General features: G+C 73.7%; 13 protein-coding genes. 7 read left to right on the top strand and 6 right to left on the bottom strand.

Annotated features, from left to right (window positions below; genetic code table 11):
• Positions 1 to 107 precede the first annotated feature (107 nt).
• Positions 108 to 2525: a hypothetical protein gene (locus tag ACFVZH_RS12650; protein WP_384896107.1), complete on the top strand. Its 2418-nt coding sequence runs from the start codon at positions 108 to 110 to the stop codon at positions 2523 to 2525.
• Here ACFVZH_RS12650 and ACFVZH_RS12645 read toward each other — a convergent pair.
• From ACFVZH_RS12645 to ACFVZH_RS12625, 5 genes are all read right to left on the bottom strand, one after another.
• Complete coding sequence (locus ACFVZH_RS12645; protein WP_384896105.1) at positions 2495 to 4906, bottom strand: right-handed parallel beta-helix repeat-containing protein; 2412 nt, start codon at positions 4904 to 4906, stop codon at positions 2495 to 2497. The two genes, ACFVZH_RS12650 and ACFVZH_RS12645, sit on opposite strands and share 31 nt — an antisense overlap.
• A 185-nt stretch (positions 4907 to 5091) precedes the next feature.
• Positions 5092 to 5700, bottom strand: a complete 609-nt coding sequence (locus tag ACFVZH_RS12640) for a hypothetical protein (RefSeq protein ID WP_384896103.1) — start codon at positions 5698 to 5700, stop codon at positions 5092 to 5094.
• A gap of 121 nt (positions 5701 to 5821) precedes the next feature.
• Positions 5822 to 6646, bottom strand: coding sequence for an MOSC domain-containing protein (locus tag ACFVZH_RS12635; protein ID WP_384896101.1), 825 nt, complete (start codon positions 6644 to 6646; stop codon positions 5822 to 5824).
• A gap of 53 nt (positions 6647 to 6699) precedes the next feature.
• The gene (locus ACFVZH_RS12630; RefSeq protein WP_384896099.1) at positions 6700 to 7194 is read right to left on the bottom strand and encodes a DUF6643 family protein; all 495 of its coding nucleotides are present in this window, start codon (positions 7192 to 7194) and stop codon (positions 6700 to 6702) included.
• A 419-nt stretch (positions 7195 to 7613) separates the two neighbouring features.
• A complete protein-coding gene (locus ACFVZH_RS12625; RefSeq protein ID WP_384896097.1) occupies positions 7614 to 9041 on the bottom strand; it encodes an amidase in 1428 nt (475 codons plus the stop codon).
• A 309-nt stretch (positions 9042 to 9350) separates the two neighbouring features.
• Here ACFVZH_RS12625 and ACFVZH_RS12620 point away from each other — a divergent pair, with 309 nt between their 5' ends.
• Positions 9351 to 10541 carry a cytochrome P450 gene (locus ACFVZH_RS12620; RefSeq protein ID WP_384896095.1) on the top strand — a complete coding sequence of 397 codons (1191 nt, stop codon included), beginning with the start codon at positions 9351 to 9353 and terminating at the stop codon, positions 10539 to 10541.
• Between the two features lie 42 nt (positions 10542 to 10583).
• Positions 10584 to 11534 (top strand): nucleoside hydrolase, encoded by a 951-nt coding sequence (locus tag ACFVZH_RS12615; protein ID WP_384896093.1) that lies wholly within the window; start codon positions 10584 to 10586, stop codon positions 11532 to 11534.
• A 360-nt stretch (positions 11535 to 11894) separates the two neighbouring features.
• Here the strand turns inward: ACFVZH_RS12615 and ACFVZH_RS12610 are convergent, their stop codons facing one another.
• On the bottom strand, positions 11895 to 13124 hold the full coding sequence (locus ACFVZH_RS12610; protein ID WP_384896091.1) for a glycosyltransferase: 1230 nt from the start codon (positions 13122 to 13124) through the stop codon (positions 11895 to 11897).
• Positions 13125 to 13182: 58 nt separating this feature from the next.
• On the opposite strand from ACFVZH_RS12610, the gene ACFVZH_RS12605 reads away from it, so the two are divergent.
• The 4 genes from ACFVZH_RS12605 (at position 13183) to ACFVZH_RS12590 (ending at position 16983) form a co-directional block, all read left to right on the top strand.
• Positions 13183 to 13977 (top strand): glutamate racemase, encoded by a 795-nt coding sequence (locus ACFVZH_RS12605; RefSeq protein ID WP_384896089.1) that lies wholly within the window; start codon positions 13183 to 13185, stop codon positions 13975 to 13977.
• Positions 13978 to 14038: 61 nt separating this feature from the next.
• Entirely contained in the window at positions 14039 to 14605 is a 567-nt protein-coding gene (locus ACFVZH_RS12600) for a hypothetical protein (protein ID WP_384896087.1), read from the top strand.
• A gap of 151 nt (positions 14606 to 14756) precedes the next feature.
• Positions 14757 to 16355 carry an apolipoprotein N-acyltransferase gene (gene lnt, locus ACFVZH_RS12595; RefSeq protein WP_384896085.1) on the top strand — a complete coding sequence of 533 codons (1599 nt, stop codon included), beginning with the start codon at positions 14757 to 14759 and terminating at the stop codon, positions 16353 to 16355.
• A gap of 145 nt (positions 16356 to 16500) precedes the next feature.
• Positions 16501 to 16983, top strand: coding sequence for an NUDIX domain-containing protein (locus ACFVZH_RS12590; protein WP_384896083.1), 483 nt, complete (start codon positions 16501 to 16503; stop codon positions 16981 to 16983).
• Positions 16984 to 17038: the final 55 nt, after the last annotated feature.

Below are 17038 nucleotides of genomic sequence, written 5' to 3'. Positions count from 1 at the left end.
CAAGGGGATGGGTGTCGGATTCGGTGAGGGACGGTGCGCGAGCGCACGACCGTCCGCGATCCTGTTGCCGACGTCGCATCTTCCCACCCCGAGAGGAAGTCGCCTCAGTGTCCCCTGCCACACCCGCCCCGGAGAGCGGGGGAGCGGCGCTCGAACTCCTCGTCCACGGAGTCGGCGGAGCCACCCCCCAGGACATGCTCGACGACCCCAGGACCGTACGGATCACCGGCGACCGGACCGCCGCCATGTACCGGCGCGGCGAGGACGTCGACGCAGAGGACCACCCCGAGCGGTACGCGGCCCGCCCCGTCCCGGAGGCGTACTGCTGGTCCAACCTCACCTCCGGCGACGGCGCCCGCGCCCTCTGGCTGCTGCTCCTGCCCTTCATGGTCGCCAACCTGGCCCACTGGATGCGCCCGCCCGCCCGGAACCGGCCCGGGGCCGTCCGGCTCTACGGCGTCCTCGTCCGGCTCGTCGCCCTCACCCTCACCGTGCTCCTCACCGCCGCGGCCTGCGAGGTCGCGCTCGACCTGACGGCCTGGCAGTGCGCCGGCACCGCCGGCTGCGCCGACGCGTACTCCTGGCTCGGCTTCCTCTCCGCCGGGCGCGGCGGCTGGTGGTCCCTGCCGGGCCGCCGCCTCGTCCTCGCCGCCGCGGTGCCGGTCGTCCTGGTCGGCCTCCTCTGGTACCTCTCCAACCGGACCTGGAGCGCCTACGAGGCCCAGCGGCCCCCCACCGGATACGACGCCCCCGTCCCGGAGCCGCGGGCCGACACCGAGACCGCCGACAGCGGCGACGGCGGCGGAGCGGGGGAGCCCGGCGGCCCGTCCGCCGCCGAACCGCGGCCCGCCCTCGGCCGCCCCGGCTTCTGGTACGGGCGCCGGCTCGTCGCCCGGCTCAGGGCCGCCCACACCGCCGCCGGGTTCCTCACGGTCACCGCCGCCCTCGCCTCGGCCGCCGCCCGCCACGACAGCGGCGAGCCCGGAGCGCTCGCCGCCCTGGGCTGGGCCCTGCGGGCCGCCGTCGCGGTGCTCTGCGTCCTGGTCGTCTGGGTCGTCTGCCGCCGCGGCCGCAGCGAGAGCCGCCTCGACCTGCGCGTCGAGCACGCCGTCGTCTCCTGGCTGCCCGCCGCCTCCCTCGCGCTCCTCGTGCTCACCGCCCTCCACACCGGCTGGTCCCGCCCCGGCTGGACCTCCTCCGGCAGCCTCCCCGGCGACGCCGTCTTCGGCGCCCTCACCCTCGTCCAGGGCGGCCTGGTCGTCGCCCTCGGCGTGGTCGCCCTGCTCCTCCAGCGGCCCCGCCGGGACCCGCGGACCGCGCTGCGCGGACTCGGCGGCCCCGCCGTCGCCATGCTCGCCTGCGCCCTCGCCGGCGTCATGTCCGGGGGAGTGGCCCAGCGCGTCGCCGACTGGCTCGACGGCCCGGCCACGCCCGGCATGGGCCAAGGCCCCCGGATCGGCCCGCCCGTGCTCCTCAGCTGGCAGGCGTCCGTCATCCCCGTCCTGCTCCTGCTGCTGCTCGTGCCCGCCGCCCTCCTGGCCGTACGGACCCTGCTCACCGCACGGCGGCTCCGGCAGGCCGTCGAGGACGACTACGGCGCCGCCGACGAGCGCGACCCGGTCCGCACCGGACAGATCGCGTCCGGCCGGGCCCGCGCCGGGCTCACCGACTCCGCGCCGGTCCTCGTCGGCGTCATCTCCGGCGCCACCCTGCTCCTCGGCGCCGCCTCCGTCGCCGGGGCCTGGGCCAGCGGAAACGTACCCGGCCGGGCCTTCGACGGAGCCCATCCCGCGATCGCCTCGCTCGCCTCCGCGACACAGGCCCTCGGCTCCTGGATGATCGGCTTCGGCTTCCTGCTCTTCGTCACCTGGGGCCGGCGCGCCTACCGGGACGCCTCCGCCCGGCGCACCATCGGCATCCTCTGGGACGTCGGCACCTTCTGGCCCCGTGCCGCCCACCCCTTCGCGCCCCCCTGCTATGCCGAACGGGCCGTCCCCGACCTCACCTGGCGGATGAGCTCCTGGACCCGGGCCACCGGCGGGCGGCTCGTCATCTCCGGCCACTCGCAGGGCAGCGTCCTCGCGGCGGCCGCCGTCTGGCAGCTGCCGCCCGCGACCCGGGGCCGGGTCGCCCTCCTCACGTACGGATCACCCCTGGAGCGGCTCTACGGGCGCTGGTTCCCCGCCTACTTCGGCCCCGAGGCGCTGCGGGCCCTGCACCGCACGGTCGACTGCTGGAGCAACCTGCACCGCGCCACCGACCCCATCGGCGGACCCGTCCGGGTGCCCGCCGAGGACGGCCGGCCCGCCGTCGACGCGGAGGTCCTGCTCGATCCCGTCGCCTACGGCCGCACCCGACGGCACCCGCTGCCCGAACCGATCCTGGGCCACTCCGACTACCAGGCCGACCCCGCGTTCGCCCAGCGGCGCTCGGCCCTCCTCGACCGGCTCCTGACCGCCATGCCCCGCCAGCGGGACCCGAACGAGACCTCGGATCAGGGGAGTTCGGGCAGGTCGTCCGGGTAGAGCAGGGTCAGGTCGTCCGTGCTCGTCTCGGCGAGCGCGGCGACCCGGCCCGCGTGCCGCTCCACCATCGACTCGAAGGTCTGCCGCGCCGTACGGCCGTTGCCGAACGCCGGGCCCTTGGGCAGCTTCGTGAAGTACACCGTCAGGGCCTCGTCGGTGCCCTCGGCGAGCCGGTACTCGTGCTCGTCCGCCTGCTGGCCCACGATCCGCAGCAGCTCCTCCGGCTCGTAGTCGCCGAAGGTGATGGTCCGTGAGAAGCGGGACGCCACACCGGGGTTGACGGTCAGGAAGCGTTCCATCTCCGCCGTGTACCCGGCGACGATCACCACCACCGCGTCCCGGTGGTCCTCCATCAGCTTCACCAGGGTGTCGATCGCCTCGCGGCCGAAGTCACGCCCCGAGTCCTCCGGCGACAGCGCGTACGCCTCGTCGACGAACAGCACCCCGCCGCGCGCCCGGTCGAACGCCTCCTGCGTGCGGATCGCGGTCGAGCCGATGTGCTCGCCCACCAGATCCACCCGGGACACCTCCACCAGATGTCCGCGCTCCAGGACACCGAGGGACGCCAGGATCTCCCCGTACAGCCGCGCCACCGTCGTCTTGCCCGTCCCCGGATTGCCGGTGAAGACCAGATGACGGCGGACCGAGGCCGCCTTGAGCCCCGCCTCCTGGCGCCTGCGCCCCACTTCGATCATGTTGGTGAGGGTCCGCACCTCCAGCTTGACGCTCTCCAGACCCACCAGGGCGTCCAGCTCCCCGAGCACGTCCTGCGACGAACGCGCATCCGGCGCGGGCTCGGACGCCACGACCGCCGCGGCCGCTGGGCGCTCGCGCGGCACCGGCACCGTCCCCAGCAGACCCGCCGACTGCGTGGCCGTCAGGACCGTACCGCCGTCGGGCACGGAGGAGCGGACGGCGCTCTCGTCGCTGGTGCAGTCCTCCGCGCTCGCCCCCTCCTCCGGGAACTCGTACCCGCCGCGCGCGCACCGCTCCGTACGGCACTTGCGCAGGGTCGTCCGGCAGCCGTCCGTCACGTGGAAGCCGTACCCGCCGCTGCCCGTCACCCGGCAGCCGTGGAAGGAGCCGCGCCCCTCCGCGGACACGTAGAAACCGGCCTCGGCGGGCGAGGTGACCGTGCACCGGTCGATCGTGGGGTCGGCCCCCTTGGTGACGATGACCCCGGTCTGCACGGAGTCGAACGTGCAGCCGCCCAGGGTGCCGCCGCTGCCGTGGTCCCGGAACCAGGCACCCGTGGACGCCTCCCGGATCCGGCAGTCGTCGAGCTGGGCCGTCGCCCCGTCGCTCACCGACACCGCCGTGTTCCGCACCTGCGACAGATCGCTGTCGACGACGTCCACGCGCGACCCCCGGTCGAGCACGAACAGCGCGTCCGGCACGTCGTGCACCCGGCAGGCGTCCAGCACGGCCGTCGCCCCGTCGCTCACCCACACCGCCGGGTAGTCGCCCGTACTGTCGTGGATCTCGCACTGGTTGGCGTCCACCCGCGTCCCCGGGTCCCACACCGACAGACCGTTGCGGCCGAAGCGGCGGACGGTCGACCGGGTCAGCGTCAGGACCGAGCGGGACCGCAGGTCCACCGCGTTCTCCGGGACGTCGTGGATGTCGCAGTCCGAGAGCGTGAGCACCGCGTCCGTGTCGAGCGTGATCCCGTCCCCCGACGTGCGGTGCACCGAGGAGTCGGACAGGTGGGCGACGGCGCGGGCCGCGATCTGGAGACCCGCGCCCTTGATCTCGTACACCTCGCAGCCGACGCCCTCCAGGCCGCTGCCCTCGCCCGTCACGGCGATCCCGGCGCCGGAGGCGTGGTGCACCCGGCACCGCTCCAGGCGCGGATGGGCGCCGCCGCGCACCGATACGCCGGCCTGCCCGGCCGAGACCACCTCGCACTCCTCGAAGACCCCGCCGGCGCCGTCGAGCACGGCGATGCCGACCCCGGCCGGGTTGTCGATCGTGCAGCGGCGGACCGTCGGCCGGGCGGCGCCCCGCACCTCGATACCGGCCGCCGAGCGGGTCATGATCCGCAGGTCGAGCAGCTCGGGCGTGCCGTCCTCGATCAGCAGCGCGGGCGCGGCCACGTCCTGACCCTCGATGTGCAGGTCCTGCACCGTGACGGAGGCGCGCAGCGTCAGCGGTACCCCGTCCGGGGGCGCGATCCGCACCGAACCGACCCCGCCCTCCGGGCCGCGCAGCGTGACGGCGCGCCACACCACGAGGTTCTCCCGGTAGGTGCCCGGCGCGACCGTGAGGACGTCGCCGTCGCCCGCGGCCTCCAGCGCGGCGGCGAGAGAGGGGTACTCACCCGTGCGGCGCCGCCACCGCGATGTGCCGGTGTGCGTCACCTGGACCGTGCCCTGTGCCATGGGTGTGTCCTGCCCCCGCCTCATGCCTCGCCGCTGATCCGATGTCCCACCGTAGCGCGCGCGGCGGCACCGGGTTGACGGGTCGTGGGGCCGGTCCGAGGTGGTCGGGCCCGGTCGGCATCGGTCCGGGACGGTCGTGCTCGGTCGGGCCGGCGGACACCGCCGTACGGCGCCCGACGCGGGGGTCAGCTTCCGGTGCCCGTGCGGCCCCAGTCGGGACCGGTCGCGGCCCACGCGCGGTCGAGGCGCGCGTACCGCGTGAGGACCAGTCGGCGGACGGCGAGCCGGCGGACGATCTCCACCAGGAGTCCGGTGAGCATCGCGGCCATCAGACCGGCGATCAGCGCGTGCGCGCGGGCCGTGCCCGCCCGCATGGGCGGCGTCACCGGGTGCCCGCTCCGGTCCGTCCAGAGCGGGAAGGTGTCGCCGGGCGCGGACTGCCGGCGGGACGTCGTCACCGTCCCCGTGCGGACCGAACCGTCCGGGGCCGTCCAGCGCGCCACCACCGAGCGGCGCAGCCGCTCCTCGCCGGCGGTGTCGGCGGTCCGCGGGCCGGAGCCGGGCCCGTCGGCCTGCCGTACCACCCGGGCCGTCGTCGGCACCCGCTGCTCCTGCTGCGTCCGGACCGCGCGCTGGAGCGAACCGTGCGCGGAGGAGCCGGCGGCCCAGCCCGTCAGCGGCACGACGACACAGAGGAGCGCGGCGGCGGCGAAGGCGATCCACGCCTCGGCGAGGTCCGTGGTCCGGCGCAGGGGATTGTGCCGCCAGCGCCAGAGTCCGGTGGCTGCGCGCACGTCGGGCCCCCTCGTTGTTCGCCGTTACTCCAACGAGTGTGCCCCGGGGCGGGGTTCCCCGCCTCTTGGGCCGGTGGAGTGCGACGCGAGTCCGGGCCCGGGGACCGTGCGCGGGGCGGCCTCAGTCGAGGATCTTGACGGCGTCGCCGACCCGGACCGTGCCGGTGTGCTCGGGGACGAGGTTCTGGCCGAAGATGACCCGGCCGTCGCGCTTGCGGTGCCGGGCGAGGGTGCGCAGCGGCTCCTTGCCCCGCTCGGCGGTGAACTGGTTCGTCGTGGTGACGACGCAGCGGCCGCAGGGCCTGGCGACGCGGAAGGTGACCTCGCCGACCGCGAGCCGGGTCCAGTCGTCCTCCGCCCAGGGCGCGGTCCCCTCGATGACGAGGTTGGGCCGGAACCGGTTCATGGGCAGCGGGCCCTCGTCCGCGTGGTCCCCCTGCGCGATGAGGGAGTTCAGCGCGTCGAGCGAGGAGGTGGCGGCGACGAGCAGGGGGTACCCGTCCGCGAAGCTCACCGTCTCGCCGGGCAGCGCGTAGTCGGGGTCGACCGGGCGCCGGTGCTCGGGCGCGTCCATGTGCACGAGCGTGACCTCGGACTCCAGGTACGCCGAGAGCCAGGCGGCGGCCGCGGCGCTGGCCGGCACCGCCTCCACGTACTTGTCGAAGATCTCCATCGTGACGGTGGCCGAGGGGTGCGGAACCTCGACCGTCAGCGGCGGGTGGCCCGGTGCGGACAGGCCGATCCCGCCGTCCGCCAGCGGTTCGGCGGTGGCCAACGCCATCCGGGGGTGACGGCGCTGGGTCACGACCTTGCCGGCGGCGTCGACGACCGCCCAGCGGCGGTCTCCGGCCAGCCCCCAGGGCTGCACCTCGGCCTCCGTGAGCGCCAGCGCGCGCATGGCCTTCACCGGGTGGACGTGGACGGAGCGGAGAACAGGAGTGGACATACCGTCATCCTGCCAGCCGCCCCGGCCCCTGCGTCGGCCGGTGCCTGGGCCGGTCAGTAACCCCCACCCTGGTAGGGACGGTTGTACGGGTCGTCGTAGGGCGCGGGGGCCGGGACCGGCGCGGGCCGGGGAGCCGCCGGGCGCATCGCCTCGTACCCCATCGGCGCCGGACGCGCCTGCTGCGGGTAGGGGCTCGGCTGGTAGCCGCGCGGGGCCACCGGCTGCTGGGGGATGTACGGGGTCGGCGCGTGCTGGAGCGGCACGGGCGCCATCTGCTGCGAGGGCTGCGGGTAGCCGTAACCACCGCCGTACGCGGGGGCGGGGTGAGGGCTGGGCGCCGCCGGAAGTGCGGGCAGTGCCGAGGGGAGCGCCGGCAGGTACGAGCCGCTTCCGGGGAAGCTGCTGCCGGTGTCGTAAGCGGCGGGCACTCGGATCGGGGCGATCTGAGGCGTGCCCCGCTCCGCGACCAGGGAGTCGTAGATCGGGGTGTCCGGGAAGGACGGCGCGGTGTGGTAACCGCCTCCATAGGTGGAGCGGGGGGAGGTCATGGCACATAAGTTAAGCCCACGATGTGCCGGTTGGGGAGCCCCCATCTTGCGGTTATCCGTTTTACGCTGTTTTTGTCCGCCTGACCTGCCGAAACATCGATAAAGGCAGTGTTAACGAAGCGGGTTTTCCGATGTCTCGGCACCTCGGTTAACGAGAAGTGTCGGCGTGGCCTCAAGGCGACATCGGATAGGTACTCGCCAAGTCGGCCGCTTCGATCGCGTGCTCCCGAAACCTGGTGTCTATCATCCGATTACTTAAGGTAACAATCCTTTGTGTCGTCGCCGTCGACCGTACGCATGGTGGTTGCCCGATTACTGCCCGAAGGGGATTTCGGGGTTCACCGGTGCGGGGCGTATGTACGTGCCGTTCTGGCGTTTGAGACATGCGCCCCGCGGGCAGGGGAGTCTGCCTGCCTTGCTCAGAGGGCCGGGCGGCCGCTCCACGGGCGTACGGCCTCGATGGCCGCGGCGACGCGGAACACGCTCGCGTCGTCGTAGGTGCGCCCGACGACCTGGACTCCCGTCGGCACGCCGGTCGAGGCGAATCCGGACGGCACGCTCAGCACGGGGCAGCGGCTGGCGATGTTGAACACCGTGGTCATCGCGGCCTCCAGATAGGAGTCCAGCTCGACGCCCCCGATCACGACCTTGGTCGAGAGGTAGTCGTCGTCCGCCCTCAGCGCGGGGATGGCGGTGGTCGGGCAGAGCAGGACGTCGTAGCGGTCGAGCAGGATCCCCAGCGTCGTCTGCACCCCGGCCTCCAGCTCCAGACCGCGCAGGACGCTCCCGGGCTCGCGGACCGCCTCGGCCGTCCGCTCGGCGAAGTCCAGCGCGTACGCGGTGAGCAGATCGCCGTGCTCGGCGGCGACCGACGTGACGTACGGGCCGAAGACGGAACCGAAGTGGATCATCGCGGCCTCCATCACGTCCGCCCGCCGGATCGGGACCTCCACCTCCTCGACGACGGCTCCGGCCGCCCGCAGGGCCTCCGCGACGGCGCGGGTGTTGGCCTCCACCTCGGGGTCGACCGGCCAGTCCCCTAGGTGGACGGAGAGTGCCACCCGCACGCCCTCGACGCCCTCGAAGCGTTCGGGCAGCGTGAACTTGGGGCGCAGGGAGACCGCGTCGAGCGGGTGGGGCCCCGCGATGACGTTCTGCAGGAGGCCGCAGTCGCCGACGGTCCGCGCCATCGGGCCGTCGTGGCAGTACGTGTCGAGGTTGAACGGTGCCATCGCCGGCACGCGACCGTACGGCGGCTTGTATCCGACCGTGCCCGTGAACGAGGCGGGGATGCGGATGGAGCCGCCGATGTCGGAGCCGGTCGCGAGCGTCGTCTCGCCGGCCGCGAGCGCGGCGCCGGCGCCGCCCGAGGAACCGCCCGGGCTGAACTCCAGGTTCCAGGGGTTGCGCGTCACGCCCCACAGCCGCGACTGCGTGAAGGCCGCGCAGCTGAACTCCGGGGTGGTGGTGCGCGCGTGCACGATGCCGCCCGCGGCCTGGACCCGCTCGACGACCGGGTGGGTCTCGTCGGCGATCTCGTCCCGGAAGGCCAGTGAGCCGTCCGTGCTGCGGCGGCCCGCGAGGGGCTGCTCCTCCTTCGTCGCGACCGGCAGCCCCTCCAGCGCACGCGGCGCGGCGCCCTTGCCCCCGTACCGCGCCTCGGCCTCGCGCGCGGCGGTGAGCGCCTCCTCGAAGGTGCGCTCGGCGAGGGCGTTGACCTTGGACTCGACGGATTCGGCGCGCGCGATGACGGCGGTCATCAGCTCGACCGGTGACAGCGAGCGGTCCCGGAAGCGGTTCAGGGCTTCGGTGGCCGGCATATAGGCGAGGTCGGTGGGGTCGGTCATGGGTGGGTCCCTTCCTGAAGCGGCGGAGCGGGGTGCGCGGACGGACTGACAGGCGACCGTCTCGTCGGCAGCATCGAACCGTCGCCCGATCAGGGCGTCAACGGTGTTGACGTAAGCCGCGACCGGGTGAATCCTCGGCGCCGAGGCAGATTCATTGCAACGCAACGTTGCGTTAAGGCGCAGCGTCATTGCATCAATTTCCCGACGGCGACCTGGTGTTATGGCTCAACTATGATTGACGGAAACCTGAACGCAACGTAGCTTTCGGACTGCTTCGAACGTCTGACGCCACGAGATCGAGGAACGACCATGAGCGAGTCCGTCCACACCGTCGCCGCCCTGCCGACCGAGCGTCCGTCCGGATGCCCCTTCGACCCGCCGGCCGAACTGACCGACGCCCGCGCGCACGGACCGATCAGCCGCTACACCCACCCCGGCGGGAAACCCGGCTGGCTCCTCACCGGACACGACCTGGTCAAGTCGGTCCTGGCCGACCCGCGGTTCAGCGCCCGCAAGGACCTGCTGAACGTCGTCGACTTCGAGCTGCCGCCGGCGCCGCCCGGCGAGTTCCTCCTCATGGACGAACCGCAGCACGGGCGCTACCGCAAGCCGCTCGTGGGCAGGTTCACCGCACGGCGGATGCGCCTGCTCGCCGAGCGCGTCGAGCAGATCACCGCCGACTGCCTGGACGCCATGGAGGAAGCCGGGCCGACGGCGGACCTGGTGACCGCCTTCGCCAAGCCCATCCCCACCATCATCATCTGCGAGATCCTCGGAGTCCCCTACGAGGACCGGGACTCGTTCCAGGAGCAGATCGACACGTTCATGAGCGGGGAGACCGGCGACGAGGAGCTGATCGCGGCCTACACCGCCACCCAGGAGTACCTCGCGCAGCTGGTCGCGGCCAAGCGCGCGAACCCCACCGACGACGTGCTCAGCGAACTCACGGACAGCGATCTCACCGACGAGGAACTCAAGGGCATCAGCCTGATCCTGCTCGCGGCCGGGTTCGACACCACCGCCAACATGCTGTCCCTCGGCACCTTCGCCCTCCTGCGGAACCCCGACCAACTGGCCGCCCTGCGCGACGATCCCGCGCTCACCGACCGGGCCGTCGAAGAACTGCTCCGGTACCTGAGCGTCGCCAAGTCCTTCATGCGCACGGCGCTTGTCGACGTCGAGATCGGCGGCGTGACCATCGAAGTCGGCACGACGGTCGTCCTGTCGTACCACACCGCCAACCGCGACCCCGAGCGCTTCGCCGACCCCCACGAGCTGAACATCCGGCGGGAGCCCGCCGGGCACCTGGCCTTCGGCCACGGCATCCACCTGTGCCTCGGGGCGCAACTGGCCCGCGTCGAGATGCGGATCGCGTTCGCCGCGCTGCTCCGGCGCTTCCCCACACTGCGCCTGGCCGTCCCGGCCGAGGACGTCGCCCTGCGCCCCGAGACCGCGGACATCTACGGGGTGAAGAGCCTCCCGGTCACCTGGGACGTGTGACGCGTCCTTCGCGGGCCGCTCCCGATGTGGGACGGTGGAGGCATGCCGGTCCCCGTGATTCTCGACTGCGACCCCGGTCACGACGACGCCTTCAACATCCTCCTGGCCGCCGCGCACCCCGCGATCGAGCTGCTCGCGATCACCACCGTCGCGGGCAACCAGACGCTGGAGAAGACCACCCTCAACGCCCGCCGGGTCTGCGCCGCGGCCGGGATCAGAGGCGTGCCCGTCGCGGCGGGCCGCGACCGCCCGCTGCACGGACCACGCCGGATCGCCGAGAACATCCACGGCGACTCCGGCCTCGACGGGCCGGGTTTCGGCGAGGGCGAGCCGGACGTGCCGCAGGACCCGCGCGACGCCCTCACCCTCATCAGGGACACCCTGCTGGCGCACCCGGCCCCCGTGACGCTCGTGCCGACCGGGCCGCTCACCAACATCGCGGTCTTCCTCCTCGCCCACCCCGAGCTCGCCGGGCGGATCGAGCGGATCGTCCTCATGGGCGGCTCGACGGGGAGCGGCAACACCACGCCCGCGGCCGAGTTCAACATCCTGTGCGATCCGGAAGCGGCGGACATCGTCTTCCGCAGCGGCCTGCCGGTGACGATGTTCGGCCTCAACGCGACCCATCAGGTACGGGCCACCGCCGAGGTGGTCGCCCGGATCGCCGCGCTCGGCACCCCGCTGAGCGGTCTCTGCGTCGACCTGCTCACCTACTTCGCGTCCACGTACCGCGAGGTGTACGGCTTCGACGCGCCCCCGCTGCACGATCCGCTCACCGTCGCCCACCTGATCGACCCCTCCCTCGTCAGCCTGGTGAGGGCGGCGGTGACGGTGGAGCTCGACGGCACCCACACACGCGGCGCGACGGTGGTCGACCTGCACGGTGTCACCGGCCTGCCCGCCGACACCGAGGTCGGCATGGAGGTCGACACCACCGCGTTCTGGGACCTGATCGTCGAGGCCGTACGCGTACTCGGCGGCGGCGCGGGCTGACCCTCGTACGGGATCACGGGATCACGGGATCACGGGATCACGGGACCACGGGCCTTGGCGCCCCGGGCGGTCTTGACGGCTCTCCGGACGGCAGTAACTCGATCCTTGGCATCGGAGACGTCGGTGAATCCCCGCCGGAGCGCAACGCAATCATGATCGACGCGCCTTCGAGAACGCGCTTTTCAGGGTGTGACGGGCAGTGAATTGGGCCTATCCCGGCGCGTATTCAGGCGCGGGCCCGGATGCGGGCGCAGCCGGGAACCCCACTGCGGTGATCGATCGGCGCGAACTGGCGCCGATCCCCGCAGGACCCACGCCGCGGGCCGTCGACCAGGTGGCCTCGGCATCGCCTCGGCGGCGCTAATCCCCTTGCCGGGAAACGTAATCGGCGGTGTACGTACGCCCCTTCCACGCCGCACCCCGGCCCCGGTAGTGCTGCACCGCGGAGTCCACCGTCATCAGGAGATAGAGGAAGGCGGTGAAGGGCAGGGTGACCGCCGTCCACAGCGGCTGCCGGTAATAGCGGAGCATCGGCACGTACGTGCCCGCCATCACAGCCCAGGCCGCGCCGCCGGCCCAGGCCGCCACGGCGTCCCCGCCGGTCAGCCCCGCCACGAACGCCGTCGGCGGGACCAGGTACACCACCGCGAGGCCCGCCACCGTCCCCGCCAGCAGCAGCGGGTTGTGCCGCAGCTGCGCGTACGCGCTGCGCGACACCATGCGCCACAACTCGCCCAGCCCCGGATAGGGGCGGACGCTGTCGACCCGGTCGGCGAGCCCCAGCCAGATCCGGCCGCCGGAGCGGCGCACCGCACGCGCCAGCGACACGTCGTCGATCACCGCCCGCCGGATCGACTCCGGAACGGCCGCCGCGACCGCCGTCTCCGTGCGCAGCAGGACACAGCCGCCCGCGGCCGCCGTAGCCCGCGGCCGGGCCCGGTTGATCCACCGGAACGGATACAGCTGGGCGAAGAAGTACACGAACGCCGGCACGACCAGGCGCTCCCAGCCGCTCTCGACCCGGAGCCGGGCCATCTGCGACACGAGGTCCAGGTCGTTCCCCACCGCCGCCGACACCAGCAGCCGCAGACTGTCCGGCTCGTGGGCGATGTCCGCGTCCGTCAGGAGCAGGAACTCCGGCGCGGGCTCACGCGCGCGTGCCAGCGCCATGCCGTGCCGCAGCGCCCACAGCTTCCCCGTCCAGCCGGGCTCCGGCTCCCCCGGCGACACCACCGTCAGCGGGAGCCCGCCGTGCCGGCCCGCCAGCTCCTCCGCGAGCCGCGCCGTGCCGTCGGTGCTCCCGTCGTCGACGAGCACGACCTCCGCCGCGCCCGGATAGTCCTGCGCCAGCAGCGACGGCAGACTCAGCGGCAGTACGGCGGCCTCGTCCCGCGCCGGGACGAGCACCGCCACCCGGGGCCACCGCTCCGGCTCCCCGGGCAGCGGCGCGCCGCCCCGCGGCCGCCCGGCGGAGAGCCCCCGGCCGGTCGCCGGCAGGCGCTGGTCCGTGCGCCAGAAGAAGCCCTGGCCCAGCAGCAGCCAGACCCAGACGGCGAGGGAGCCGACGGCGAACCAGGCGAGGGTGCTCATTCGCGGCAGTCTGCCCCAGATCGACGGCCGTCCGAGGCTCATCGGCTAGGGTGACCGGGTGAAGATCGCGCTCATGGACTCCGGAATCGGCCTCCTCCCGGCGGCAGCCGCAGTACGCAGGCTCCGGCCGGACGCCGATCTGCTCCTCTCCAACGACCCCGACGGCATGCCGTGGGGTCCGCGCACCCCCGAGGACCTCACGGAGCGCGCGGTCGCCGTCGCCCTCGCCGCCGCCGAGCACCACCCGCAGGCGCTGATCGTGGCCTGCAACACCGCCACCGTGCACGCCCTGCCCGCCCTGCGTGCCGCCCTCGAACCGCACATCCCGGTCATCGGCACCGTCCCCGCGATCAAGCCGGCCGCCACCGGCGGCGGCAAGGTCGCCATCTGGGCCACCCCCGCCACCACCGGCAGCGCATACCAGCGTGGACTCATCCGCGACTTCGCCGACGGCGCCGACGTGACCGAGGTGCCCTGCCCCGGTCTCGCCGACGCCGTGGAGCACGCCGACCAGGACGCCGTGGACCGTGCCGTCGCCGCCGCGGCCGCCCTCACGCCGGCCGACGTGCGCGCCGTCGTCCTCGGCTGCACCCACTACGAACTCGTCGAGGCACGGGTCCTCGCCGCCCTGGAGGCCCGCGGCCGGGCCGGGCTGCCGCCCATCGTCTTCCACGGCTCCGCCGACGCCGTCGCCGCGCAGGCGCTCCGCCGCGTCGGTGCGGAACCGGCTCCCGACGCGGACCCCACCGGCACCCTGTCCGTGCTGCTCAGCGGACGGCCCGGGCCGCTCCCCGCCACCGCGCTCAGCTACGTGGAGGGCCGCCTCCTCGCGGCGACCGCCGCCGTTCACTGAGCGTGAGCGGGCGACCTCGCTCCGCCGCGCTGTCCCGGACGAACGTGGGTACGCTCCCTGTATGAGGGAGCACCGCCCATCCCGGTCCGCCGACGAGCTGACGCCGGCCGTATGGACCGGCCGCGCGACCAACCGCCTGCAGTGGGTCGCGGCCGCGGCCGGCGCCGCCTGCATGGCCCTCGGCATCACCATCGCCGTCGAATCGGCGTGGACCTCGGGCGTCGCCGCCCTGCTCATGGCGGTCATCGGCTGCGTCGCGGCCGGACTGCTCGTCCTCTTCGGCACCCTCGCCTTCGTCCACGTCGCCGTGAAGGTCGACGACCGGGCCATGGAGGTCCGCTGCGGCCACATCGGCGTACCCCGCCGGCGCATCCCGCTCTCGCACGTCGTCGGCGCCGACTTCGCCCCCAGCGTCACCCCGCGCCAGTGGGGCGGCTGGGGCTACCGCTGGCGCCCCGAGAAGGGCACGGCCGTCGTCGTCCGGCGTGGCGAGGGCCTGGTCCTGCGCCTCGGCGACGGACGCACCTTCACGGTCACCGTCGACGACGCCGAATCGGCCGTCCAGGCGATCCGCGACCGGCTCCGTCCCCCCGGCCCGCCCGTCCCGCCCGCTCCGACCGGCGTCTGAGGCCCGTACCCGGCGGGGAACGGGCCGGCCCGCCGACCGTGGTCCGGGCTCCGCCGCAGTCGGACAGGCCGGCCCACCGACGGCGGTACGGGCTCCGCCGCAGGTCGGACCGGACGCCCGGGTGACAGGGACGACCCGTAGACTCCGCAAGGTGAGCGCCACCATCACCCCCGTCGACGCGTCCGGAGCCGGCACCGCACCCACTCCGGGTTCCCGGTTGCGGCGGTTCGTGCGGCCCGGAGCGGCCCTGCTGTCCGGGCTGCTGCTCTTCCTGAGCTTCCCGCCGCGCCCCCTGTGGTGGCTCGCGCTGCCCGCCTTCGCCCTGCTGGGCTGGGCCCTGCGGGGCCGCCGCCCGCGGGCCGGCTTCGGCCTCGGGTACCTGGCCGGGCTCGGCTTCCTGCTGCCGCTCCTCGTCTGGACCGGCGAGGAGGTCGGCCCCGGGCCGTGGCTCGCTCTCGCCGCCGTCGAGGCGCTCTTCGTGGCCGCCGCGGGACTCGGCATCGCCGCCGTCTCCCGCCTGCCCTGGTGGCCGTTCTTCGCCGCCGGGGTGTGGATCCTCGCGGAGGCGGCACGCGCGCGCGTGCCGTTCGGCGGCTTCCCCTGGGGCAAGATCGCCTTCGGGCAGGCGGACGGCGTCTTCCTGCCGCTCGCCGCCGTCGGCGGCACACCGGTGCTCGGCTTCGCCGTCGCCCTGTGCGGCTTCGGCCTGTACGAGGCGTACCGGCAGGTCCGCGCGTACCGCGCCACCCGCGCCCTCCCGCGCGGCCCGCTCGCCGCCGCGGCGCTCTCCGTCCTCCTGCCCGTGACCGGCGCCCTCGCCGCGCTGCCGCTGGTCGACGACTCCGCCGAGGACGGCACCGCCACCGTCGCCGCGGTCCAGGGCAACGTGCCCCGGCTCGGCCTCGACTTCAACTCCCAGCGCCGTGCCGTCCTCGACAACCACGTCGCCCGCACCCGGGAGCTCGCCGAAGCCGTCGCGGCGGGCCGCGAGCCGCAGCCCGACTTCGTGCTGTGGCCGGAGAACTCCTCCGACATCGACCCGTACGCGAACGCCGACGCGGCCGACGTCATCGACGGCGCCGTCCGTGCGATCGGCGTGCCCACCGTGATCGGCGCCGTCGTCGCCCCCGAGACCGGCAAGCTCCGCAACACCCTCATCGAGTGGGACCCGAAGCGCGGACCGGTCGCCACGTACGACAAGCGGCACGTCCAGCCGTTCGGCGAGTACATCCCGATGCGGTCCTTCGTGCGCCTCTTCAACAGCAACGTCGACCGGGTGAGCCGCGACTTCGGCGCCGGCACGAAGGTCGGCGTCTTCGACCTGGCGGGCACCAAGGTCGGCCTCGCCACCTGTTACGAGGCGGCCTTCGACTGGGCCGTGCGCGACACCGTCACCCACGGCGCGCAGCTCATCACGGTGCCCAGCAACAACGCCACCTTCGGCCGCAGCGAGATGACCTACCAGCAGCTCGCGATGTCCCGGGTGCGGGCGGTCGAGCACAGCCGGTCGGTGGTCGTGCCCGTCACCAGCGGGGTCAGCGCGGTCATCCGCCCCGACGGCGAGATCGTCGCGCAGACGAAGATGTTCACCCCCGACGTCCTGGTGGAGAAGGTGCCGCTGCGCTCCTCGCTCACTCCGGCGACCCGGATGGGCACCCTGCCGGAGGCCCTGCTCGCGGCCCTCGCGGCCGCCGGCCTCGGCTGGTCGGTGCTCCGTTCGGTACGGGCCCGGCGCACGTCGGCGGAGTGAGCGGGGCGCACCGCCTCGGGGCCCGCGGCAGGGACGTACTCCCGCGGGCCGACCAGGGAGCGCGCCCCTGGGGGTCGGGTCGGAGCCGTCGCCTGGACCCCGGCCCGGGCCGTGGCCCAGGCCGTAAATGATCTAGGGTCGGTCCATGGCTACCCCTGACTTCATCCGTGCGCTGCGCGAGACCGCAGGCCACCAGCTCCTCTTCCTGCCCGGGGTGAGCGCCGTGGTCTTCGACGACCGGGGCCGGGTGCTGCTCGGCCGGCGGTCCGACAACGGTGTCTGGGCGGTCATCGGCGGCATCGTCGACCCCGGCGAGCAGCCCGCCGACTGCGCGGTCCGCGAGGTGTTCGAGGAGACGGCCGTGCGCTGCGAGGTCGAGCGGGTGCTGCTCGTCGAGACCCTCCGCAAGCCCGTGGTCTATCCGAACGGCGACGTGTGCCAGTTCATGGACGTGTCCTTCCGCTGCCGCGCGGTGGGCGGCGAGGCCCGGGTCAACGACGATGAGTCCACCGAGGTCGGCTGGTTCGAGGTGAACGCCCTGCCGGAGATGAAGCGCTTCTCGTACCTCCGAATCGAGAAGGCGCTCGCCGACGAACCCACATGGTTCCGCACCACAGCGAACAGCTGAACTGTGGGCTGGCCACACATCGGTGGGGCAGGAGGCCCTTCATAGAGTGCGGAGC

Origin of the sequence: Streptomyces sp. NPDC059534, assembly GCF_042743475.1 — a bacterium.
Lineage (GTDB): Bacteria > Actinomycetota > Actinomycetes > Streptomycetales > Streptomycetaceae > Streptomyces.
This window is presented reverse-complemented; position numbering and strand designations above follow the sequence as displayed.